We start from the raw sequence: 16629 nt of genomic DNA, 5'->3' as shown, positions 1-16629 counted from the left end.
GCCGGTGGCCTTCATCACCTGACCGACGAACCAGCCCGCCAGTTTCGGGTTCACCTTGGCTTTCTCAACCTGTGCCGGATTGGCGGCGATGATCTCATCCAAAGCGGCCTCGATCGCACCGGTATCGGTCACCTGCTTCATACCGCGCTCTTCGACGATCTGTGCTGGGTCACCGCCTTCGGTATAGACAATCTCAAACAGGTCCTTGGCGATCTTGCCCGAGATGGCGTCCGACGAAATCAGATCAATGATTCCCGCCAACTGAGCGGGAGAAACCGGAGACTCGGTGATGTCATGGTCTTCTTTCTTCAACCGGCCAAACAGCTCGTTGATCACCCAGTTTGCAGCCAGCTTGCCGCTGCGCCCCTTGGCGACCTCTTCGAAATAAGCCGCTGATTCTACCTCGGCGGTCAAGACCGAAGCGTCGTAGTCGGTCAGGCTGAACTCGCTGATAAATCGCGCTTTTTTGTCGTCTGGCAGCTCGGGCAGCTTGGCAGCGATGTCGTCGACCCACGCTTGTTCGATCTCCAGCGGCAGCAGATCGGGGTCAGGGAAGTAGCGATAGTCATGCGCTTCTTCCTTAGACCGCATCGAGCGTGTCTCGCCCTTATCCGGATCATACAGGCGCGTTTCCTGATCAATCGTGCCGCCGCCTTCGACGATTGCGATTTGACGACGTGCTTCGACCTCAATCGCTTGCTGGATAAAGCGCATCGAGTTCATGTTCTTGATCTCGCAGCGCGTGCCCAGATGCGAAAAGTCCTGTGTTTCCTGATACTTCTCATACGCACCCGGCAAACAGATCGAGACGTTCACGTCCGCCCGCAGGTTGCCGTTCTGCATGTTACCGTCGCAGGTGCCCAGATAGCGCATGATCTGACGCAACTTGGCGATGTAAGCCGCCGCCTCTTCCGGCCCGCGAATATCCGGACGCGAAACGATCTCCATCAGGCAGACACCGGTCCGGTTCAGGTCGACAAAGGACATATGCGGATCCATGTCGTGGATCGATTTGCCCGCGTCCTGCTCCATGTGGATGCGCTCGATCCGAACCATGCGCGCGGTGCCGTCGCCCATCTCGACCAGCACTTCACCTTCGCCCACAATAGGCTGATAAAGTTGGGAAATCTGGTAGCCCTGCGGCAGGTCAGGATAGAAATAGTTCTTGCGGTCAAAGGCCGATTTCAGGTTGATATCCGCTTTCAAACCCAGCCCGGTGCGCACCGCCTGTTCAACGCAATACTCGTTGATCACCGGTAGCATGCCGGGCATCGCGGCGTCCACGAAGGCCACATTCGAATTCGGCTCGGCCCCGAATTGGGTCGACGCCCCCGAGAACAGTTTGGCGTTGGACGAGACCTGAGCATGCACCTCCATTCCGATCACCAGTTCCCAATCGTGCTTGGCCCCGGCAATGGTTTTGGGTTTGGGCATTTCGTATGTCAGGTCGAGCATGGCGCGCCTCATTTCCGCAGAAGTCTAAGCCTGCGTATTAGGCCCGGCGCGCCAAAGGAGCAAGGGGTTAGTTCCCTGAGAATTGCAGCCCGGACGGAGTGAACGTCACACTCTGCCCGCTGCGCAGTTCCTCGCGCAGCAGGTTTGCGATGGCCTTTAGCGCATCGCGGCGACCGCGTGCAGCAAATCGCTCGGATGAGTTGACGCGAAGGCTATTGTTGAACCCGTTTGCTGCATGGGCCCAAATCAGAGGGTGCAGTTCGGTCAGGTGATCGCGGATCAGCCAATTGGCAGCCTCACAAATCTGTTTGCGGGCGATATCCGCCTGAGGGTTTTGCCCCATTCGGTTCTGCTGGGTGATCGCGCAATAGGCCGCGAGCAAGTTGATAGTTTGCTGATCCGGGCGACGCGCTACGATATCCCGCAGACCCTCAAGGAAATACTCCACATCCACCCGTGCGCAGGCCTCGTCATCCAATGCGATGGCGTCGAACTGTACCCAGGTGTATCCGCCTGCGCCCCATGTTTTCTGGGTCCGCGCCGCGTTGCGCAATGCTTGAACTTCAAGCTCTTCATAGCTCCCGAACCAGCGCGGCAGCAGGTGGCTGCCCATCGCGCGCATATGGCGATGGTTCTGAATGTCTAGAGTGATCAAGTGTTCATACTTATCTGCCACACGGGTGCGCGGATCGACGTGACCTGCCAGCAAAGCGCAATCGGCTGCGGCAATCGCAGGGCTGTCTGGCATTGCAGAACGGCAAAGTGGCAGCAATGCTGCCGCACGGTCGAAATGCGCCGCACAGCGAGATTGATGCAATGACGGCAGCGCCTCTGGATGCGCATCGCCGCGCCATGCCCAGGCAAGATCAATATGGGCCAGTGCAACGACCAGCGTGATCATCGGATCGTTGGGATGGTTTTGGATCTCGCCTTCAAGCTCGAAAATTCCACCCAGCAGATCGTAGTCTGACATCGCCTTGCCATCTGACAGCGCGTGCTCGACAGCCAGCACGACATCTGAACGGGCGCCAAAGGCCAACAGGTCTGCTATGGGCTGTCCGCAGGGCGTGGATTTGCGTGCCTGATCCGCAGCGCGCATCTCTTGCGAAAGTTCGGCCCACATATCCTGCCGCGCCAGATAGCGACCGCGTTCAATCACCTGATGTCCGTTTGCATCCTGTTCGTCCGTTTCGACGATAGGGACATTCAATTGGCCCGATGCGACAAGCCAGGCGGTGGCATCAGCGACTGACGCAGGCAGGGGCGTTGAAGGGGAGGAACCGAAAAAACGGGCGGCAAAAGGCTTGATAGACCAAAACATGGCAGAACTCGAACTTGAACAAACTAGTAACGCGTTCAGTTTGCCAAAAATTGTGCTCAATTCAAAGAGACACTACCTCAAACCGGTATTTCAGGCACCAATCGTGTTCAGATTCGATGAATCGTTTCAAAATACTCTAAAATGATGGCGTTCAACGGCGATTCCCGCCCGTTGCAGAACCTCTTCAAGCTGTTTGTGCGGAGGAAGTGATTCATCTGGCAGACGCAGTCGTTTTTCGGATTTCAGTATCACAGAGACCCGCACCGAAAAGTCCCATCGCGTGTCGAACCGAAAACGATCCACTGTAGAAAGATCCAGCGTGCCCCGACGCTGACCTGTATGCCAGCGTAAGTTGCCATCGGACAGTTCCATCCCCGCGCTGGTATCTTGGAGTACATCCCGAAGCGCGGGCAGAGTGGTCAGGGCCAGCAGGCCTATCAGCCACCAGACCGCATCGAACAAGACGATCAGCCCGGTCAGAACCGCATAGATGCCAATTAGAATCAAAACCATGCGCGGATTTCGGTTCTGTCGTGTGAATGTGAAGGCGGTCATGCGCCCAGGATGCGCGAGACCATTTCGGTTGAGTCGCGAGACAGGCCTGGAGTTTCGGCGATGCGGTTCAGTTGTTTTCGGATCAGGGCCTGACGGTTCGCGTCATAGCGTTTCCAGGTCTGGAACGCGCTGCACATCCGGGCGGTGGTTTGCGGGTTCACCGGGTCGAGTCGGATCAACCAGTCTGCCAGCAATGCATAACCTGCGCCATCGGTTTGATGGAACCCCGCATGGTTTCCGACCAGAGATCCCATCAACGCTCGGAAGCGGTTGGGGTTTTTCCAATTGAAATCCGGGTGCTCAGTCAGTTTGCTCGCGGTTTCGACCGTAGTTTCCGGACCAGCCATCGAAACCTGCAGGGCGAACCATTTGTCCATCACCAACCGATCATGTTGCCATTGATCATAGAATGCGGCCAATTCAGCCTCACCTTTACCCGCGCGCAGCAGACAGGACAAAGAGGTGAGTTGCTGGGTCATGTTGTTGGCGTGTGCATACTCTTCGGCCGCCTTGATGCCTCCATCCAGGCGCGAGGTCAGGGCCAGCGCCGCGCTACCCAAGGCGCGCTTTCCAGATTGTTCAGCGTCCGGTTGGTATGGCGCATCCACCAGCGTTTCACTGTGAAGCCGGGGCAGCAGGTCTTGTACGTGTTGAGCCGTGGCTTGACGCAAGGTTTCAGCCGCCCTCCAGATCGCCATTGGATCGGGGGTGATACCCTTGTCATGCAGCGCCGCAGCCAGTTCTGATTGCGTTGGCAGACCCAACATGAGCGCCCGGTAAGCAGGGTCCAGCGTTTCATCGCGAAGGACTGACAGCAAACCGTCGAGGTAGTCGGCCTCTGGTGTTGCTTCCTCGGTGATCATGCGCAGAAGGGTGTCTTCGGCCAGCGACCTTCCAGCTTGCCAGCGGTTGAACGGGTCGATGTCATGGGCAAGTAGGAATGCGCGTTCTGCATTCGTTGAATCGTGTTCCAGGATCACCGGAGCCGAGAAACCCCGCAAGATCGAAGGCACAGGTTTCGCGGCGAGACCGGTGAACTTAAAGGTCTGTTCGGCTTCGGTCAGTTCCAACACTTTGGTTACGCGTACCTCATCGCCGTTCGGGCCGAGCAGACCCACGGCGACAGGAATGACCTGAGGCTGCTTGTCCTCCTGTCCCGGCGTCGGTTCGGTGCGTTGGCTCAGAGTCAGGGTGTAGGTGCCATCGGCCCAATCCTCAGCGACCGAGACCCTTGGCGTTCCCGATTGATTGTACCAGCGCTTGAACTGGCTCAGATCCCGACCAGTGGTCTCTTCGAACACTTGCAGCCAGTCCTCGATCGTGCAGGCCTGTCCATCATGGCGGTCGAAATAGAGATCCAGCGCCTCTGAGTAGGCCTCGTCACCCACTAGGCATTTCAGCATACCGATTACCTCAGCGCCTTTCTCATATATGGTTGAGGTGTAGAAGTTGTTGATTTCCTGAAAACTCTCGGGCCGAACCGGGTGCGACAAAGGCCCGTTGTCCTCGGGGAACTGTCGCGCGCGCAGGTCGATGGCGTCGTGAATACGTTTTACCGGGGCCGAGCGCATGTCCGAGGTGAACTGCGCGTCGCGGAACACTGTCAGCCCCTCTTTCAGACACAGCTGGAACCAGTCACGGCAGGTGATGCGGTTGCCGGTCCAGTTGTGGAAATACTCATGCGCGATAATCGCCTCGATCCGTTCGAAATTCGCATCGGTCGAGGTTTCTGGGCTTGCCAGAACGGCGGAGGAGTTGAAGATGTTCAGCCCCTTATTCTCCATCGCGCCCATGTTGAAATCGTCGACCGCCACGATGTTGAACACGTCCAAATCGTATTCGCGGCCATAGACATCCTCGTCCCATTTCATGGATTTCTTCAACGCTTCCATGCCAAAGGCGCTTTTGCCTTCATCTCCGGGACGAACCCAGAGGTTCAATTCAACGTCGCGACCAGATTTGGTGGTGAACTGGCCAGGGTGGGCAATCAGCTCCCCGGCGACGAGCGCGAACAGATAGGCGGGTTTGGGCCACGGATCGACCCATTCCGCCCAACCTTCCCCTTTGTCCGAGGGGTTGCCGTTGGACAGCAGCACCGGCAGGTCTCCGTTGATGCGCACTGTAAAGGTGGACATCACATCCGGGCGGTCAGGGTAATAGGTGATCTTGCGAAAGCCTTCGGCCTCGCATTGGGTGCAGTACATGCCATTCGACATGTAGAGACCTTCAAGCGCGGTGTTGTTAGCGGGATCAATCTCGACCACGGCCTCCCAGATGAAAGGTGCGTCAGGAACTGTGGCGGTGAGGCCTTCCGCAGTGATCTCGGGCGTAATCACTTCGCCATCAATCGCAGCTCGGATCAGGTTCAGTTCTTCCCCGTGCAGAAAGAATGTGCGGTCCGTAGCTTCGGGATTCGGACGGAATTTTATCCGAGAGGTCACGCGCGTGGCATTGGGTGCCAGATCAAAAGTCAGATGCACGCTGTCCACCAGGTAACCAAACGGGGTGTAGTCTTTCAGATAGATCGTGGTGGGGGCGGCGTCGCGCATCGGGGGCCTCATCATCTGGGAATCTGGCGTGACGTTAGGGGCTTCGCGCTGGCGCTGCAACCAATGGGCAATTGTCCAGATAGATTTGAAACAGTTTCGTGTTTGGTCATAAAAACTGAACCTATGGGCACAAGTTGCCTATCGGAAACAAACCACCTAATTGATGGGCGCATACAATGGCACACAATCGTAGGGGATTCGGAACATGAGCAGCAGAGAGATCCGCAGCGGACTGCAGATCGACCCGGTTCTGGTGGACTTCATCGAACAGAAGGCACTGCCGGGCACAAAGGTCACGGCTGATCAGTTCTGGTCGGGTCTGGAGCGTTTGGTGAATGAGCTGGGACCGAGGAATCGCGCGCTGTTGGAAAAGCGTACTGACATTCAGGGGCGCATCGACGGTTGGCATGCGGCGCGGCGCGGCCTGCCCATCAATGCTGGCGAGTACCAGTCTTTTCTGCGTGAGATTGGGTATCTGGTTGATGAAGGCGAGGATTTCGAAATCGAAACCGCCAATGTCGATCCCGAAATCGCTCTGACACCAGGCCCGCAGTTGGTTGTGCCGATCACCAATGCACGCTTTGCGCTGAACGCGGCGAATGCCCGTTGGGGCAGTCTGTATGATGCGCTTTATGGTACAGATGCGTTGGGCGATCTGCCTGCTGGCAAAGGCTATGACGCAGAACGTGGCGCACGGGTCGTCAGCTGGGCCAAGGCCTTTTTGGATCAGGCGGTGCCGTTGGCCGTCGGTTCCTGGTCGGATGTGTCAGGACTGAGCGTTCAGTACGGGGCGCTGATGCCGACCCTGGCCGATGCGTCTCAGTTCGCAGGATATGGTGGCGCAGCCGAGAACCCGGAATTTGTCCTGCTCCGCAACAACGGACTGCATATCCAGATCAAGGTTGATGCGCTAAGCGCAATCGGAGCAACCGATCCGGCGGGCATTGCTGATGTGCGTTTGGAGTCCGCGCTTTCGACGATCATGGATTGTGAGGATTCGGTTGCCTGTGTCGATGCAACCGACAAGGTGCAGGCCTATGGAAACTGGCTGGGCTTGATGGCTGGCGACCTGACCGAGGAGGTCACAAAAGGCGGTGCGACTTTCACCCGCAAACTTGCGGGGGATCTAGTCTATTCAGCACCCGATGGCGCGCCGGCCTCGTTGAAAGGGCGCTCGCTGATGCTGGTGCGAAATGTTGGGCATCTCATGACCAACCCCGCCGTTCTGGATGCTAATGGTAATGAGATCGGTGAGGGCCTGATGGATGGGCTTTGCACCACGATGATCGCCATGCATGATCTGCAGCGTGAGGGCGGCAACTCGGTCACCGGCTCAGTCTATGTGGTCAAACCCAAGATGCACGGACCCGAAGAGGTCGCGTTCGCGGTCGAGATTTTCGACATGGTCGAAGACATTCTGGGCCTGCCACGGAATACCGTAAAGCTTGGCATCATGGATGAGGAACGTCGCACCTCGGCCAACCTCAAGGAATGCATCCGCGCCGCGAAATCACGCGTGGCATTCATCAATACCGGCTTTCTTGATCGCACAGGGGATGAAATTCACACCTCGATGGAGGCGGGTCCGATGCTGCCCAAGGGCGATATCAAGGAGACGCCTTGGATTGCGTCCTACGAGGATCGCAACGTCGATATCGGATTGGCCTGTGGCCTCAAGGGTAAGGCACAGATCGGAAAAGGCATGTGGGCAATGCCGGATCGAATGGAGGATATGCTGGCGGCCAAGATCGGTCACCCTCAAGCGGGCGCAACCTGCGCCTGGGTGCCTTCGCCCACTGCCGCAACCTTGCACGCAACGCATTACCACAAGGTCGATGTGCTGGCGCGTCAGGACGAGTTAGCCGCTGGCGCTGCTCGGGGGACGCTGGATGATCTGTTGACGGTGCCACTGTTGGGTGGTCGCAATCTCAGCGCTGAGGAGATTACCCGTGAGATCGAGAACAATGCTCAGGGCATATTGGGTTATGTTGTGCGCTGGGTTGATCAAGGCGTCGGCTGCTCGAAAGTGCCGGATAGCAACGACATTGGTCTGATGGAAGACCGCGCGACCTGCCGGATTTCGTCTCAGGCGTTGGCGAACTGGTTGCATCATGATCTGATCAGTCAGGAGCAGGTGATGGCAGCGCTGCAGAAAATGGCTGCTGTAGTGGATCGGCAGAATGCGGATGATCCGTCCTACAAGCCGATGACGCCGGGTTTTGACGGGATCGCCTTTCAGGCGGCGTGTGATCTGGTATTCCGTGGGCGAGTGCAGCCCTCAGGATATACTGAACCGGTGCTGCACGCGCGCCGGTTAGAACTGAAGGCAAGCTTGCGCTAAGGGTAGGGGCGGGAACGAGGGGGCCGTCTGCCCCCTCGCGCTCCCCCGAGGATATTTTGGGCCAGATGAAAGGGATCGGGCATGGTTATTTCATTGCGCAAAGCGCGGACCATCATTCGAAAAGCGCTGGAAAAAGGGCGTGAGATGGAGCTGAAGCCCCTCTCGGTTGTGGTTCTGGATGCGGGCGGTCACGTGATCGCTTTTGAACGCGAAGACGGTGCCGCGCCGGGGCGGTTTGCAATTGCGCATGGCAAAGCATACGGATCGGTGATGCTGGGCATGGCGGGTACTGCGCAGATGCAGCGCGCCGAAGGGCAGGCCTATTTCATGGCGGCGGTGAACGGGGTTTACGGCGGTCAGGTTGTACCAGTCCCAGGCGGAGTTCTGGTGCGTGACCGCAAGGGTGCAGTGATTGGTGCCGTGGGTGTCACTGGCGATACGTCCGACAATGACGCCCAAGCCGCGCTCGTTGGCATCGAGGGTGCCGGGCTCGTGGGCGAGATCTAAAACCCTCGGTTCGATTTTACAGGTGATGTGCGCGGCTGAACACGCGCTTGCGCTGCCATGCAGGGTCTGTGTCGTTGCGCGCGGCTCGGGCTGCCGATAGGTTTTGCAGAATACCTGCGAAACAAAGGACTTGGAATGGCGCGCCCCGTTGTTGGAATTATCGGCAACTCTTACTTGATGAATGATCAGTACCCGACGCATGCGGGCGGGACGATGAATTCTGATGCGGTGTCCAACGTATCGGATTGTCTGCCTCTGCTAATACCTGCTGATCCGCGCTATGTATCGGTCGACGAATTGCTAGAGGTTTGCGACGGTTTTTTGCTGACAGGCGGGCGCCCCAATGTTCATCCTGAGGAATATGGCGAGCCCGCAACCGAAGCGCATGGTGAGTTCGACCGCGCGCGGGATGCGATCACGCTGCCTCTGGTCCGGGCTTGTGCCGAGCGGGGGCAGCCGTTTTTTGGGATCTGCCGAGGGTTTCAGGAAGTGAACGTCGCCTTGGGTGGCACGCTTTATCCCGAAATTCGCGATCTTCCTGGGCGCCAGAACCACCGAATGCCACCCGATGGCACGTTGGAGGAAAAGTTTGCCTTGCGGCACGTCGTGAAGATGACCGAAGGTGGAGTTTTCCACCGCTTGTTGGGTGCGGCTGAGGTGATGACCAATACACTGCACGGGCAGGGGATCAAAACATTGGGCGAGAATGTGGTGATTGACGGCCACGCCCCTGATGGAACACCCGAGGCGATTTATGTCAAGGATGCGCCCGGATTTACCCTGTCGGTCCAGTGGCATCCAGAGTGGGATGCGGCGAATGACCCGGTCTCGCGGCCGCTGTTCCAGGCGTTCGGACGCGCTGTACACGCTTGGGCGGAAGGGAATGAAGCGGCTCGTTTCCAGCGCACGGCCTGAAGGTGAATTGGCCCGACGCGGCGCCGGACCAAATCGTTCTTAGACCATCAAGTTGAACTGTTTGTTCAGCGGCAGGCTGCGCGCGCGCTCTCCGGTCAGATCAAACAATGCGTTCCCCAAAGCGGGCATCGAGGGCGGAGTACCCGGCTCACCGACACCACCCAGATGTTTCTGGGTTTCGAGTATCCGGACTTCTGTTACTGGAGTGTTGTGCATCCGAAGCCCGTCATAGTCCGGGAAGTTCAGTTGTTCGACTTCACCATCCGAGAAGGTGATCTCGCCTGAGGTCGCAGCCGAAAGGCCATAGATCATGCCGCCAATCATCTGCGCCTCAACTGTTGCCGGATCAAGCGCGAGGCCCACATCGCAGGCGATCCAGGCTTTGCGGATTCGGATGGTACCATCCTCGTCCACCACCTCGATCACCTGTGCGACCGGGGTCCCAAAGCTGTAAGTCATCGCCACGCCACGTCCGACACCATTTGGGGTCTTGCCGGTCCAACCTGACATCTCCTTGACGGCTTCAAGACATCCCGCAGCTGGGGCGAATTCGGTCTTGGTCAGTTCAATCCGAAAGTCCAGCGGATCACGCCCGGCGGCATGGGCCATCTCGTCCAAAAAGGTCTCGTGAAAGAAACCATTGTGGCTGTTGCCGACCGATCGCCAGAACCCAACCGGTACGGCCAGATCAGCGATGTGGCCGCTCATGCGATAATTCGGAACGGCGTAAGGTTGGTTGAAGAAACCTTCGACAAGGACTTTGTCGGGTCCCCCGCCGGAAAAGCCGGTATATCGCTTCACGGCTTGCTGGGTTGGGGATTGGGAGGCGACCTTGCCGTCGATCAGAACGGCTTTGCCGTCCTTCACCGCACCACGCATTCGGGCCATGGCACCTGGACGGTAGTAATCGTGGCGCATATCCTCTTCACGGCTCCAGGTGGTCTGAACCGGGGTGCCGGGCATCGCCATGGCGACTTTGGTTGCGATCTCGCCGAAATCCAGCTCGCCCCGGCGGCCGAAGCCTCCACCCAGATAAGTGGTGTGAATCTCAACTGCCTCGGTCTCAAGCCCGGCGGTGTTGGCCACCCGCATCTGGATCAGCGTCGGGGCCTGATTGCCGCACCACAGGTCCAGCTTGCTGCCGGTATAGAGCGCGGTGGCGTTCATTGGTTCCATCGTGGCGTGGGCCAGATAAGGAACAGTGTAGTCCGCCGTGATTTCGGTGGCCCCTTCGGGCAGAACATCTACATCTCCATCATCACGCATGGTCGAGTTCGAAGCGTCATCAAACGCTTTGGCGATCTGTTCAAACAATGCATCGGTTTCGGGAGGATAGGGGGCGTCGCCCCAATCTACGTCGATCGCCTCGACCGCCTGCATCGCAAGCCATGTGTTGTTGGCTATCACAGCAACGCCCGTGCCCAGATCAACGATTTTTTCGACCCCGGGCATGGTTTCGGCCGCGCTGGCGTCGAAGCCGTTCATCGTGCCGCCCAGCTTGGGGTTCATGCGGACCGAGGCGAATTTCAACCCCTCAGGCCGTACGTCGATACCAAAGGTTGCGGTGCCAGTAGACTTTCCCGGAATATCAACGCGCGGGAGGGATTTGCCGATCAAACGCCACTCTGACGGATCGCGCAGGGTGACCTCGGGCGGCTCGATCTGGCCTGCGGCCTCGGCTAGTTCGGTGTAGGGAATGCGCGTGCCGTCCGGTGCGATCACAGCGCCATTTTCGGTCTTGAGTTGGTCGCGATCAACGCCCAACTGGTCCGCAGCGGCCTGTTTCAACGTCTCGCGCGCGGTGGCTCCAGCCATCCGCATCCGTTCGAATCCGTCTTTCATCGATGTCGACCCACCGGTGACCTGCAGGCTGAGTGTTCGGCCCAAAACGCCCAGTGCCTCACCCAAATTGTGCTGGAAATCCGAGACGTCATAGCCTTTGTTTGGCAGGCTTTCCCCCATGAGGGCGTGGTTGTAATAGGCCGCAGCAGCAGGACCGTGCAGCACGCGGATATCGTCCAGTTCGACATCCAATTCTTCGGCGATCAGCGCCGCCCAGGTGGTCATCACGCCCTGACCCATCTCAGCACGCGGCGCGAACAGGGTCACGCCCTGCTGGTCGATCAGAACAAAGGGGCTGAGCGCGGTTTCACCTTCACGCGGCTTCAGCGGATTCGCGGCAGGACGAGTGACATAATAGGCGCCAAAGGCCACGCCACCGACAATGGCGGCTGATCCGATCAGGAAGGTGCGGCGCAGGATTTTTCCGATGCTTGCCATGAATCAGGCCTCCTTCAGTTTGGATGCGGCGTCGTTGATGGCGGCGCGGATGCGAGGATAGGTGCCGCAGCGGCATAGGTTGCCCTGCATGGCGTCGTCGATTTCAGCGTCCGATGGGGCCGGGTTTTCGGCCAGAAGGGCTGCGGCCTGCATGACCTGGCCCGACTGGCAATAGCCGCATTGGGCCACTTGGTGATCAGCCCAGGCCTTCTGGATCGTTGCCATGGCGTCAGGCGTACCAAGCCCTTCGACCGTGGTGACATCTCCCCAAACATCCGAAAGTGACACCTGGCAGGACCGCACGGCCTCACCATCAATATGAACTGTGCAGGCACCGCAGGCGGCCACGCCGCAACCGAACTTAGTGCCGGTCAGTCCAACCTCATCTCGCAGCACCCACAGCAAGGGCACATCATCAGGCAGATCAACCTGATGGGTCTTTCCGTTGATCTTTAGGGCCGTCGCCATGGCGCACCTCTCTTAGCTTTGGCTGGTTCCTGACATATTTAATGGAAAATGTCAGTTTGTCAATTGACAAAATATACAAGAAATGTCAGAGGTTCTCTCATGACGAGTGCAAGTGAAGAATCCAAGACTGCGGCCATTCTGAGTTCGGCTTTTCGAGCCTTCGCAGCTTATGGGTTTCGCAAGACGTCCATGGATGACATCGCCAAAGGGGCAGGGATGTCGCGGCCCGCAGTATATCTGCATTACAAAAATAAAGAGGCCATCGTCCGCGAGCTGACTCAGTATTACTACGACGAAAAAGTCATACTGGTGGCGGAGGCATTGGCCGGTGAAGGCTCATTGCCGGAAATTCTTGCAGGCGCCGTCCAAGCACAATCCCAAGGGATGGCCGAGATTTTGGCATCGCCCCATGGGCTTGAAATGCTCGATGCAACAAAGTCCATGTCGACCGACATCGTTCAGGAGGGTGAGGCCAAACTAACGCGTCTTTACGCGGATTGGTTGCGTCGTGAAGATTCTGCTGGTCGTGCGCATTTGCCGGTTGGCCCGGATGAGGCCGCAAAAACGATAACAACATCGCTGAAGGGCATCAAAATGACGGCCTCCAGCGCTGAAGAATTCGAGCAGGGCATTTCGCAATTGGCCACGCTGTTGGGCGCGGCACTGGAGATCAGGTAACGCGCTGACGGATTTTGTATTCCGGCTTGTCCCACAATTTGTTGGTGATGATGTCGGCAAGAATTTGGGCGGCCTGTTCCACATCACCTTCATCGATATACAACGGCGTGAAGCCGAAACGCATGATATCGGGCGCTCGGAAATCACCGATCACGCCACGCGCGATCAAGGCCTGCATGGCAGCGTAACCTTCATCAAAATGAAACGAGACCTGACTGCCGCGCTGGGCAGGATCACGGGGGCTCGCCAGGGATAGGTCGGGGCAGGTGGCTTCGACGCGAGCGATGAACAACTCGGTCAATTCGATGGATTTGGCACGCACATCGGCCATTTCGGCCATATCCCAGATATCCATCGCCGCCGACAAGGCGGCCATCTGGATGACCGGTGGGGTGCCAACCCGCATCCGCTCGATCCCGGCACCGGGACGATAGTCGAGATCGAAAGCAAAGGGTGCCTCGTGTCCCAGCCAGCCTGAAAGCGCCGGGCGCACTTTTCCAGACAAGCGTGGGGCCACATAGATAAAGGCGGGCGCACCCGGGCCACCGTTGAGATATTTGTACGTGCAGCCAACAGCGAAATCCGCATTGCAGCCGGACAGATCAACCGGGACGGCCCCCGCAGAGTGTGCCAGATCCCAGACCGTCACGACGCCATTGGCATGGGCGAGTTCGGTCAGTGCTTTCATGTCATGCATACGACCCGAGCGATAGTCGACTTCGGTCAGCATCAGAACCGCGACCTCTTCGGTGATGTGCTCGGCAACATCCTGAGGGTCGACCACGCGCAATTCATAGTCGGGCCCCAGTGACCGCAACAGACCGTCGGCCATGTATAGGTCAGACGGGAAATTGCCGTTGTCAGACAGGACGACCCTGCGAGTCGGGTTCAGTTCCAGCGCTGAGGCAACTGCCTGATATACCTTGATCGACAGAGTGTCACCCACCACAACGCTGCCAGGCTCAGCCCCGATCAGCCGTCCGATCCTGTCGCCCAGTCCGGTCGGCATACCCATCCACCCGGCCTTGTTCCAACCGGTGATAAGCATCTGCCCCCACTCATCCTTCAACATGCTCTCGACGCGCTTCGCCGCTGATTTCGGCAAAGGACCCAGAGAGTTGCCGTCCAGATACAACACGCCTTCGGGTAGATGGAACATGGATTTGGTTGTGGCGAAATCGGTCATGGATTTTCTTTTCTACTGCTTTGGTTCGGATGATTGACTTTGGCCTATCTGATCTGAACCAACCTGTCCATTCTTGGCATCTCGTGCCTTGCTGGCTTGAACGTGCGCTAACTTTTCAGGATGCGACAACCTTTGCTTTTGCCTTCAAAGTCAGAAAGCGATAACACAGCGCCCAGAAACGACATGCGTGGGTGTGTGTCACCGCTTTGGGGAAGGCCATGCGCCGGATCGATCTTCCACCTGTTTGGCTTGTGGGCTTCGCCGCGTTGGCTTGGGTGCAAGCGCGCGTGCTGCCGATGGGGCTGTCTCTGGACGGGGCGGTGACGGATTTGCTCAGCGGCATTCTTATCGGCGGCGGTATTATTCTTGCGATCATGGCTGTGGTCGAATTCCGTCGTCACCGCACCTCTGTTCTTCCGCATGAAACGCCGTCGGCGATGGTTCAATCAGGTATCTACAAACGCAGCCGCAACCCGATTTATTTGGGCGATGTGCTGATATTGGCGGGATTGATCTTGCGCTTCGACGCGGTGTTGTCGTTGGTGTTGCTTCCGATCTTTGTCTGGCTTTTGGAGCGCCGTTTTATCATTCCCGAGGAAGACCGGTTGCGCCGCACATTCCGAGCAGATTTCGCGCGATACGAACGCAAAACACGGCGATGGATTTAAGGGTGTGGTCATCATGACACAGCGTCTCAATTGCTGCGCTTGCGAAATAATCTTGCGCAGGATACATGTCGGCTTGTCATTCTATGCTGAACACCCACCTGGCCTGAATCTAAAATTAGGGGGAACCGACTGGTGAAAATTGGGACGCCAAAGGAAACGTATAAGGGCGAGAACCGGGTCGCGATGACTCCGGACTCGGCCGTGCAGTTGCAGAAACTGGGTTTTGAATGCCTGATCGAAAAAGGCGCGGGCGCGGCTGCGGGGTTTTCGGATGCCGCTTATGAAGCTGCTGGCGTCGAGGTCATAAAGACCGCAGCCTCGCTTTGGAAGGCGGCAGATATCATTGCCAAGGTTCGTCAGCCTGATGCCACCGAGCTAAAGCGGCTGAACAAGGACAAGACCCTGATTTCTTTCTTCAACCCTGCCGGGAACGAAGAGGGAATGGAGGCCGCCAAGTCCAAGGGCGCGACTGTAATCGCGATGGAGATGGTGCCGCGTATTTCGCGCGCGCAGAAGATGGACGCGCTGTCTTCGATGGCCAATATTGCCGGTTACCGAGCGGTAATCGAAGCGGGCAACAACTTTGGCCGATTCTTTACCGGTCAGGTGACGGCGGCCGGTAAAGTTCCACCTGCCAAGGTACTGATCGTGGGCGCCGGAGTGGCCGGGCTGGCGGCGATCGGGACGTCGACTTCGCTAGGTGCGATCACCTATGCCTTTGACGTGCGCCCCGAAGTGGCCGAGCAGGTCGAATCCATGGGGGCCGAGTTCGTCTATCTGGACTTCGAGGAGGAACAGCAAGACGGAGCGGCGACCGGTGGTTACGCCTCGGTCCAGTCTGAAGAATTCCGCGAGGCACAACTGGCCAAGTTCCGCGAGCTTGCTCCGGAAATGGATATCGTCATAACCACTGCGCTGATCCCAAACCGCGAAGCACCCGAGCTTTGGACCAAGGACATGGTCGAGGCGATGAAGCCGGGTTCGGTCATCGTTGATTTGGCTGCAGAAAAGGGCGGCAACTGTAAGCTCACCGTGCCGGATGAGAAGATCGTGACCGACAACGGCGTGACCATCATCGGCTATACTGACTTCCCCAGCCGGATGGCAGCGCAGTCTTCGTCGCTGTATGCGACCAACATCCGACACATGATGACCGACCTGACGCCCGAGAAGGACGGCAAAGTCAATCACGACATGGAAGATGACGTGATCCGCGGCGCGACCGTGACCCACGAGGGTGAGATCACCTTCCCGCCGCCACCGCCCAAGGTGCAGGCAATTGCGGCGCAGAAAAAGCCCGAGGTCAAAGAACTGACCCCTGAAGAGAAAAAGTTGCAGGAGATCGCGGCCTTCAAGGCGCAAACCAAGCAGCAGTTTACCTTGCTGGGTGTCGGTGGTGCGCTGATGCTGCTGGTCGGGCTGGTTGCTCCGGCCAGCTTTATGCAGCATTTTATCGTCTTTGTGTTGGCGATCTTCGTGGGCTTCCAAGTGATCTGGAACGTCTCACACAGCTTACACACTCCGCTGATGGCGATCACTAACGCGATCTCGTCGATCATCATCGTCGGGGCCTTGATGCAGATCGGATCGGGGTCATTCCTGGTCATTCTGCTTGCGGCGCTGGCTGTCTTCATGGCCGGGATCAACATCTTCGGCGGCTTCCTCGTAACCCGGCGCATGCTCGCCATGTTCCAGAAATCTTAAGG

General features: G+C 57.9%; 13 protein-coding genes. 6 read left to right on the top strand and 7 right to left on the bottom strand.

Going from position 1 to position 16629, the window contains the following annotated elements:
• From gatB to pepN, 4 genes are all read right to left on the bottom strand, one after another.
• Positions 1-1455, bottom strand: a 1455-nt coding sequence (gene gatB, locus G7G_RS0117865; protein ID WP_010442821.1) for an Asp-tRNA(Asn)/Glu-tRNA(Gln) amidotransferase subunit GatB, incomplete at its 3' end; no start/stop codon positions are given.
• Between the two features lie 67 nt (positions 1456-1522).
• The gene (locus tag G7G_RS0117860; protein ID WP_010442820.1) at positions 1523-2776 is read right to left on the bottom strand and encodes a hypothetical protein; all 1254 of its coding nucleotides are present in this window, start codon (positions 2774-2776) and stop codon (positions 1523-1525) included.
• Positions 2777-2902: 126 nt separating this feature from the next.
• Positions 2903-3289: a hypothetical protein gene (locus G7G_RS0117855; RefSeq protein ID WP_238528827.1), complete on the bottom strand. Its 387-nt coding sequence runs from the start codon at positions 3287-3289 to the stop codon at positions 2903-2905.
• Positions 3290-3327: 38 nt separating this feature from the next.
• On the bottom strand, positions 3328-5880 hold the full coding sequence (pepN, locus tag G7G_RS0117850; RefSeq protein ID WP_010442818.1) for an aminopeptidase N: 2553 nt from the start codon (positions 5878-5880) through the stop codon (positions 3328-3330).
• Between the two features lie 205 nt (positions 5881-6085).
• Here pepN and G7G_RS0117845 point away from each other — a divergent pair, with 205 nt between their 5' ends.
• From G7G_RS0117845 to G7G_RS0117835, 3 genes are all read left to right on the top strand, one after another.
• A complete protein-coding gene (locus G7G_RS0117845; protein ID WP_010442817.1) occupies positions 6086-8221 on the top strand; it encodes a malate synthase G in 2136 nt (711 codons plus the stop codon).
• 81 nt (positions 8222-8302) lie between these two features.
• On the top strand, positions 8303-8728 hold the full coding sequence (locus G7G_RS0117840; protein WP_010442816.1) for a GlcG/HbpS family heme-binding protein: 426 nt from the start codon (positions 8303-8305) through the stop codon (positions 8726-8728).
• Positions 8729-8863: 135 nt separating this feature from the next.
• On the top strand, positions 8864-9643 hold the full coding sequence (locus G7G_RS0117835) for a gamma-glutamyl-gamma-aminobutyrate hydrolase family protein (protein ID WP_029622151.1): 780 nt from the start codon (positions 8864-8866) through the stop codon (positions 9641-9643).
• Positions 9644-9682: 39 nt separating this feature from the next.
• Here the strand turns inward: G7G_RS0117835 and G7G_RS0117830 are convergent, their stop codons facing one another.
• Entirely contained in the window at positions 9683-11923 is a 2241-nt protein-coding gene (locus G7G_RS0117830; protein ID WP_010442814.1) for a xanthine dehydrogenase family protein molybdopterin-binding subunit, read from the bottom strand.
• 3 nt (positions 11924-11926) lie between these two features.
• The gene (locus G7G_RS0117825) at positions 11927-12391 is read right to left on the bottom strand and encodes a (2Fe-2S)-binding protein (RefSeq protein ID WP_010442813.1); all 465 of its coding nucleotides are present in this window, start codon (positions 12389-12391) and stop codon (positions 11927-11929) included.
• A gap of 99 nt (positions 12392-12490) precedes the next feature.
• Here G7G_RS0117825 and G7G_RS0117820 point away from each other — a divergent pair, with 99 nt between their 5' ends.
• Positions 12491-13069 (top strand): TetR/AcrR family transcriptional regulator, encoded by a 579-nt coding sequence (locus G7G_RS0117820; RefSeq protein ID WP_010442812.1) that lies wholly within the window; start codon positions 12491-12493, stop codon positions 13067-13069.
• Here G7G_RS0117820 and kynU read toward each other — a convergent pair.
• On the bottom strand, positions 13062-14255 hold the full coding sequence (gene kynU, locus G7G_RS0117815; protein ID WP_010442811.1) for a kynureninase: 1194 nt from the start codon (positions 14253-14255) through the stop codon (positions 13062-13064). The genes G7G_RS0117820 and kynU overlap by 8 nt on opposite strands.
• Positions 14256-14473: 218 nt before the next feature.
• Between kynU and G7G_RS0117810 the strand changes: the two genes are divergently transcribed.
• Together G7G_RS0117810 and G7G_RS0117805 are read left to right on the top strand one after the other, a co-directional pair.
• On the top strand, positions 14474-14923 hold the full coding sequence (locus G7G_RS0117810) for a methyltransferase family protein (RefSeq protein ID WP_010442810.1): 450 nt from the start codon (positions 14474-14476) through the stop codon (positions 14921-14923).
• Positions 14924-15055: 132 nt separating this feature from the next.
• The gene (locus G7G_RS0117805; RefSeq protein ID WP_010442809.1) at positions 15056-16627 is read left to right on the top strand and encodes a Re/Si-specific NAD(P)(+) transhydrogenase subunit alpha; all 1572 of its coding nucleotides are present in this window, start codon (positions 15056-15058) and stop codon (positions 16625-16627) included.
• Positions 16628-16629: the final 2 nt, after the last annotated feature.

It is taken from the genome of Ruegeria conchae (assembly GCF_000192475.1).
In the GTDB taxonomy this organism is placed as follows: domain Bacteria; phylum Pseudomonadota; class Alphaproteobacteria; order Rhodobacterales; family Rhodobacteraceae; genus Ruegeria; species Ruegeria conchae.
The sequence above is the reverse complement of the archived record's forward strand: the minus strand, read 5'-3'. Positions and strand labels throughout refer to the sequence as shown.

Bases quoted from the DNA above. Each gene is read 5' to 3' on its own strand.
- G7G_RS0117860 (WP_010442820.1), bottom strand. From the start codon at position 2,776: ATGTTTTGGTCTATCAAGCCTTTTGCCGCCCGTTTTTTCGGTTCCTCC.
- G7G_RS0117855 (WP_238528827.1), bottom strand. From the start codon at position 3,289: ATGGTTTTGATTCTAATTGGCATCTATGCGGTTCTGACCGGGCTGATC.
- pepN (WP_010442818.1), bottom strand. From the start codon at position 5,880: ATGCGCGACGCCGCCCCCACCACGATCTATCTGAAAGACTACACCCCG.
- G7G_RS0117845 (WP_010442817.1), top strand. From the start codon at position 6,086: ATGAGCAGCAGAGAGATCCGCAGCGGACTGCAGATCGACCCGGTTCTG.
- G7G_RS0117840 (WP_010442816.1), top strand. From the start codon at position 8,303: ATGGTTATTTCATTGCGCAAAGCGCGGACCATCATTCGAAAAGCGCTG.
- G7G_RS0117835 (WP_029622151.1), top strand. From the start codon at position 8,864: ATGGCGCGCCCCGTTGTTGGAATTATCGGCAACTCTTACTTGATGAAT.
- G7G_RS0117830 (WP_010442814.1), bottom strand. From the start codon at position 11,923: ATGGCAAGCATCGGAAAAATCCTGCGCCGCACCTTCCTGATCGGATCA.
- G7G_RS0117825 (WP_010442813.1), bottom strand. From the start codon at position 12,391: ATGGCGACGGCCCTAAAGATCAACGGAAAGACCCATCAGGTTGATCTG.
- G7G_RS0117820 (WP_010442812.1), top strand. From the start codon at position 12,491: ATGACGAGTGCAAGTGAAGAATCCAAGACTGCGGCCATTCTGAGTTCG.
- kynU (WP_010442811.1), bottom strand. From the start codon at position 14,255: ATGACCGATTTCGCCACAACCAAATCCATGTTCCATCTACCCGAAGGC.
- G7G_RS0117810 (WP_010442810.1), top strand. From the start codon at position 14,474: ATGCGCCGGATCGATCTTCCACCTGTTTGGCTTGTGGGCTTCGCCGCG.